Below are 5077 nucleotides of genomic sequence, written 5' to 3'. Positions count from 1 at the left end.
GGCTTGGGCGCGGGAGGAGGGGGTGGCGGAGGAGGAGGCTTGGGGGCCGGCGGCTGCTGCGGGAGCGTGCGCGGGAGGCCGTTGTTACGAGGTCCGTCGATCGCCATCGTCTGTCTCCGAAGACTTCACTGCCCTCGGTGGGTCCAATGCTGGCGCCCTGGAACCGCGGCGTCCCCCGCCACCGGGTGCAATCCTTTTCACTATTATCGCATCAACCCGCCACGGGTTGCCTGATGACCCAGGCGGACCGGAATTTCAGGTATGCATTGGCCTACACTGTGCGAGTGGCGCGCAGGCGGGGCGGGGTGAAGGACAGCTCACGGACCTGAAGCCGGGACGTGGTGAAGCCGTCGAAGCGCTTGGGTGCGTCCGGCGTGCCGGCGCGGACGGCGACGTGGGACTCCACGTCCATCTCCAGGCGGACGGGCCACAGCCGGTCCAGGGAGAGCAGGCAGCCGCCGTGGCCCTTCGCCTCGGTGTGCATGGAGGCTTCGCCCTTTTCTCCCGGAGGCGGGCGGAGCGAGGCGGGGACGGGCTTGGGCGTGCGCGGCGTCTCCATCTGGAGGCGCAGCCCCACGGATTGGCCGTCCAGGCTGCGCAGCTCCACGCGCGTGTTCGCGCCGGTGAGGGCGCCGCTTCCCGCGCCCTTCTCTTCCCAGCGGGCCCCGACGCCCACCGGTTCGGCGGGCAGGAAGGTGCCCAGGTCCTTGAGCATCCCCGCCATCTGCTGCATCTGGCCGCGCACGGGCGCGGGCAGGTCCGCGGGCAGCTTCCACTCGAAGCCGCTGGAGCGGCCGTTGGGGGCCACCTGGCCTTCGCCCTTCAGGCCGGGGAGGGGAGACAGCTGCGCGCGGGCCGCCTCCACGGTGCGCACGGGCGTGCGCGCGGCGACGAGCAGGTCCACCTCCTCCAGCGTGAAGCGGTAGCGCGCGCTGCCATCCGGGAGCACGCGCAAGACCTCCACGGCCATCACCATCTGCACCCCCGGCATCACGGGGCCGGGCTTGCTGCGGCCCGCGTCGCGAAGCGTGGTGGTGGTCTCCGACCGCATGCCGATGCGCTGCACCCCGCCGAACAGGGGGCGCAGCAGGAGGGGCTTCTGGGGGGCCTGACCGCGTTGCAGGACGTGCATGGACCGCGACTCTAGCCCCGCCGCGCCGCTTGTGAATCCGGGCGCGGTCCGGCGCCTCGGCGGTGGACGATGGGCGCGGGTGGAAGCCGCCGGTGTCTGCGATTGCGCCCGGGCCACTGTACCCGTCGCGAACCCCCGGGACTGTGCTGCATTTGGATAGAGGAGATTCCAGGCAAGGTCAGACAGTTCTGTTTCAGCCCGCGAGGGTGTTTTTCCCAGGCCGCGAGAACGTACGCCCGAGGGGCGAAACACGTCGCGGAGACAGGATTGATTGTTTATAGACGTGTCGCCCAGGCCCGTCTGGAGGCAGCACTGAAGCACTCGCACCATAAGATCCTTCCAACTCACTCAGTGTATTGGTTCCTGGCGGGCCTGGCTTTGCTCTACGTGGAGGCGGCGGCGCTCCTGGATCCCCTGGGCGTGCCCCTGCTTCCGCACCAGATGGTGCAGGACGTGCTCCGGAGCGGGTTTGGCTTCTACCTGCTCCTCCTGGGCATCCCCTGCTGCATCTGGGTCCTGGGCTGGCGTGCCCGCGACCTCTTCGTGTGGCTGATGGCACCGCACACCCTGACGGTGGACGACGAGGGCCTGCGCGCCGACGGCACGCGGATCCGCTGGCGGGACGTGCGGGAGATCATCGAGCAGCACGCGGACGACTGCGTCACCCTTCGCCACACGGGTGGAACGCTGCGGCTGCGGCTGTTCCTGTGGAGCGACCCGGATGTCCTGCACGAGGCGGTGCTGGAGCAGGTCGTGTCGCGCCTCCTGGAGCGCGTGAGCCACCAGGTCTCCGAGGGGAAGCCGGTCCGCTTCGGACCGCTCGTCCTGGGCGACCTGGGGCTCATCCACCGGGGCAAGCTCTGGCGCTGGGACGACATCGAGAGCATCCGCCTCCAGGACGAGGTGGACCAGGGCTACGCGTCCCGCGACCTGGTCATCGTCGCCCAGGGCAAGGCCCGGAAGTTCGACGAAGCGAAGGTCATCAACGCGCCAGTCCTGCTGGCCTATCTGTCAGGCCGGCTGGCCGGCTGACGCACTCACAGGCATCCCGACATGGAAATCTACCGCTCCCCCCAGTCCAAGAAGCAGGCGGAAAAGCCGCGCGCCATCTACTACTCGCGGGGCAAGCTCATCGCGGGCGTGGTCATCTGGATCGTTGCCACGGGCCTCTTCGGCGTGCTCACCGTGCGGGCGCTCCCGGTGAGCAACATCTGGATCGCCGTCGCGTTGATCACCCTGGCCTCGGCCTGGATGCTCTTCAACTGCGTCCGGGGGCTGGGGAAGCTGGACAGCCCCGTGCTGCTCATCGGCCGGGACGGCATCCGCTTCCCGGATGGCGTGCTCATCGCCTGGGGGGACATGGAGGAGAACGTCTACCTCGACCAGTCCTACATGGGCCTGCCCGTCATGAAGATGGTGCAGATCAAGACCACGCTGGCGAAGCCCCGCGTGAAGAAGCTGCGGGTCTCCGCGCTCGCCATGGACAGCGACGAGTACATGGCGCTCTGCGACAGCTACAGCCAGGGCGGCGGGGCTCCCGCCGCGCGCTGACGGAAACCCGTACGCGCTTCAGCGCAGTGGGGGACGCAGCACGAGCACGGGCCGGCGGCTCAGGGAGAGCACCTTTCGCGCCACCGACCCGAGCACGGCTTCCCTCACGCCTCCGTGGCCGCGCGAGCCCAGGCAGAGGAGCTCCGCGTCCATCCGCTCCGCGGCCTGCACGAGCGCGAGCGCCACGTCCTCTCCGTGGAGGACCTCCAGCCGCGTGGTGACCTCCCGGACCTCCAGTCCCCTCGGCACGCGCTCCAGCAGGCGCTGCTTCAGGTCGCGGTGGAGCTCCGCGCCGGCGCGCTCGGGAATCACCGTCACCAGGTGCACCTCCGAGCCCGCGGGCGCCAGCGCGAAGGCGAAGGGGATGGCCTCGTCCGCGAGCGGCGACAGGTCCGTGGCCACCAGCAGCCGCCGCACCTGGGGCAGCGGCGCCTCGCCCCGGGAGGCAGTGGGGCTCACCGGCGCCACGCCCGCCGACATGGGCGCGAGCCGCAGGGCGTGGTGTGCCACCGAGGCCAGGTTGCCCAGGGCGTTGTGCGGGTGCGTGCCCACCACGAGCAGGTCCACTTCCTGCTCGCGGGCCAGGTCCACCAGGTGGTCCGCGGCGCGTCCCACGGCCATGCGCAGGTGCACGCGCGGCGCGACGCCCAGGCCCGTGTCCGCCAGCGCCGCCACCTCGCGGTGGAGCACGGCCTCGATGCGGGGCGCCACCTCATCCAGGTTCATGGGGGTGGGCAGTCCCAGGCGCCGACACTGCTCGAAGGCGTAATAGACATGCCCCGCCAGCAGCTCGATGGGGCCATCCGCGCCCAGCTCCGCCAGCCAGCGCCGGGCGGCCTCGCTGCCCCGTGAGCGATCCACCCCGAACATCACGCGCAGGGGCCGCGCACCCGTGAGCCAGGCCTCGAAGGGGGCGGCGTCACGGACCCGCAGGAGCGGCACGGCGCAGTTGCTCGCGATGCGCTCCAGGCTGACGCCCGAACCCAGGGCGGCGGGCTCTTCGCGGGGCGTCCCCACCACCAGCAGCCGCGCCTCGTGCGCGTCGCAGAAGACGGCCAGGGCCCGCGAGGAGCCGCTCTCCAGCAGGGAGGACTCCACCCGCGCGCCCAGCGGCTCCAGCCGCCGGAGCTCCTCGCGCAGCAGCGCCCGCAGGCCTTCGCGCACGGGCTCGGCGGCGACGCGGAGTTGATCCGGGTGGACCTGGTGGACGAGCCAGAGCGGCAGACCCCGGCGTGCGGCGATTCGCGCGGCCACCTCCGCGGCCTGACGGGAACCCTCGGAGAGGTCGGTTGCGCAGATGACGGCCATGGCTGGACTCCAGGCGGGGGGAAGGCGCCGCACCGGGGCTTTCCGGTGGGCGGGTTCGCGCTGGGAGCGCGCCCCGCTGTTGCTTCCAGGCCTCTTCAGGATGCGTGCCGTCCCGCCCCTCCGGCGTCCCCGGCCCGGCCCGCGCAAGGGTTGCGGAGCCTGGAGGCGCACGGGCGCAAAAGCTGCGCGCCTCCGGGGGGTATGGCCCGCGTCCACCCTCGCGGCATGGGCTTCGCAAACCGTCGCGGGCATCCCCTGGCGCAGGAGCGACCCGAGATGAGCCTCCCTGGTTGGCTGGACCCCGAGCGTGGCCACCGCGTGGAGCGGCGTGGCGAGCGTGGCGGGCGGGTGGTGTCGCGATGAGCGCGGCGAATGGCGCGGCGGCGGTGGCGGTGGCGGTGGCTCCGGAGCCGCGCTGGGGCCTGGAGCAGCGGGAGGCCGAGGCGCGCCTGGGCCAGCACGGACCCAACACCCTGACGCGCGAGCAGCCCCGCTCCGTGTGGCTCTTCCTGGGCCGCCAGTTCCGCTCCGGCATGGTGTGGCTGCTGCTGGGCGCGTGCGGCGTGGCGGCGCTCCTGGGCGAGGGCGCGGACGCGGTGGCCATCGCGACCATCGTGGTGCTCAACGCGCTGGTGGGCTTCCTCCAGGAGTACCGCGCGGACCGCGCCGTGCTGGCCCTGCGCGCGCTCACCGCTCCCAGCGCGCGGGTGCTGCGCGACGGCGTGAGCGCCGTGATTCCGGCGTCCCAGGTGGTGCCGGGGGACGCGCTGGTGCTGGAGGCGGGGGACGTGGTGGCGGCGGACGCGCGGCTGCTCTCGGCGCATGCGCTGCTCACGCTGGAGGCGGCGCTCACCGGGGAGAGCACGCCGGTGGACAAGCAGGTGGGGGCGCTGCCGGACTCCACCCCGCTGGCGGAGCGCAAGGACCGCGTCTTCATGGGGACCTCCGTGGCGGCGGGCACGGCGGTGGTGGAGGTGACGGCCACCGGCATGGCCACGGAGCTGGGCCGCATCGCGCACCTGGTACACACGGCTCAGGAGCCCCAGACGCCGCTGCAACAGCGCCTGGAGGGCGTCACCCGCATGC

At 72.2% G+C, this 5077-nt stretch carries 5 protein-coding genes; 3 read left to right on the top strand and 2 right to left on the bottom strand.

The features are described from left to right. Positions 1 to 271 precede the first annotated feature (271 nt). Complete coding sequence (locus D7V77_RS40000; protein WP_120581445.1) at positions 272 to 1132, bottom strand: hypothetical protein; 861 nt, start codon at positions 1130 to 1132, stop codon at positions 272 to 274. A gap of 351 nt (positions 1133 to 1483) precedes the next feature. On the opposite strand from D7V77_RS40000, the gene D7V77_RS39995 reads away from it, so the two are divergent. Next, on the top strand, positions 1484 to 2164 hold the full coding sequence (locus D7V77_RS39995) for a hypothetical protein (RefSeq protein WP_233597519.1): 681 nt from the start codon (positions 1484 to 1486) through the stop codon (positions 2162 to 2164). Between the two features lie 21 nt (positions 2165 to 2185). Further along, positions 2186 to 2683, top strand: a complete 498-nt coding sequence (locus D7V77_RS39990) for a hypothetical protein (protein ID WP_120581444.1) — start codon at positions 2186 to 2188, stop codon at positions 2681 to 2683. 18 nt (positions 2684 to 2701) lie between these two features. Here D7V77_RS39990 and D7V77_RS39985 read toward each other — a convergent pair whose 3' ends face one another. Then, complete coding sequence (locus tag D7V77_RS39985) at positions 2702 to 3991, bottom strand: universal stress protein (RefSeq protein WP_158624581.1); 1290 nt, start codon at positions 3989 to 3991, stop codon at positions 2702 to 2704. A gap of 359 nt (positions 3992 to 4350) precedes the next feature. Here D7V77_RS39985 and D7V77_RS43445 point away from each other — a divergent pair. Continuing rightward, positions 4351 to 5077, top strand: a 727-nt coding sequence (locus D7V77_RS43445) for a cation-transporting P-type ATPase (protein ID WP_255424693.1), incomplete at its 3' end; no start/stop codon positions are given.

This window comes from Corallococcus sp. CA041A (assembly GCF_003612075.1).
In the GTDB taxonomy this organism is placed as follows: Bacteria; Myxococcota; Myxococcia; order Myxococcales; family Myxococcaceae; genus Corallococcus; species Corallococcus exiguus.
Note: the sequence above shows the minus strand (reverse complement) of the source record. Positions and strands in the feature narration are given on the sequence as shown.

Coding starts and splice junctions, on each gene's coding strand:
- D7V77_RS40000 (WP_120581445.1), bottom strand. CDS start 1,132: ATGCACGTCCTGCAACGCGGTCAGGCCCCCCAGAAGCCCCTCCTGCTG.
- D7V77_RS39990 (WP_120581444.1), top strand. CDS start 2,186: ATGGAAATCTACCGCTCCCCCCAGTCCAAGAAGCAGGCGGAAAAGCCG.
- D7V77_RS39985 (WP_158624581.1), bottom strand. CDS start 3,991: ATGGCCGTCATCTGCGCAACCGACCTCTCCGAGGGTTCCCGTCAGGCC.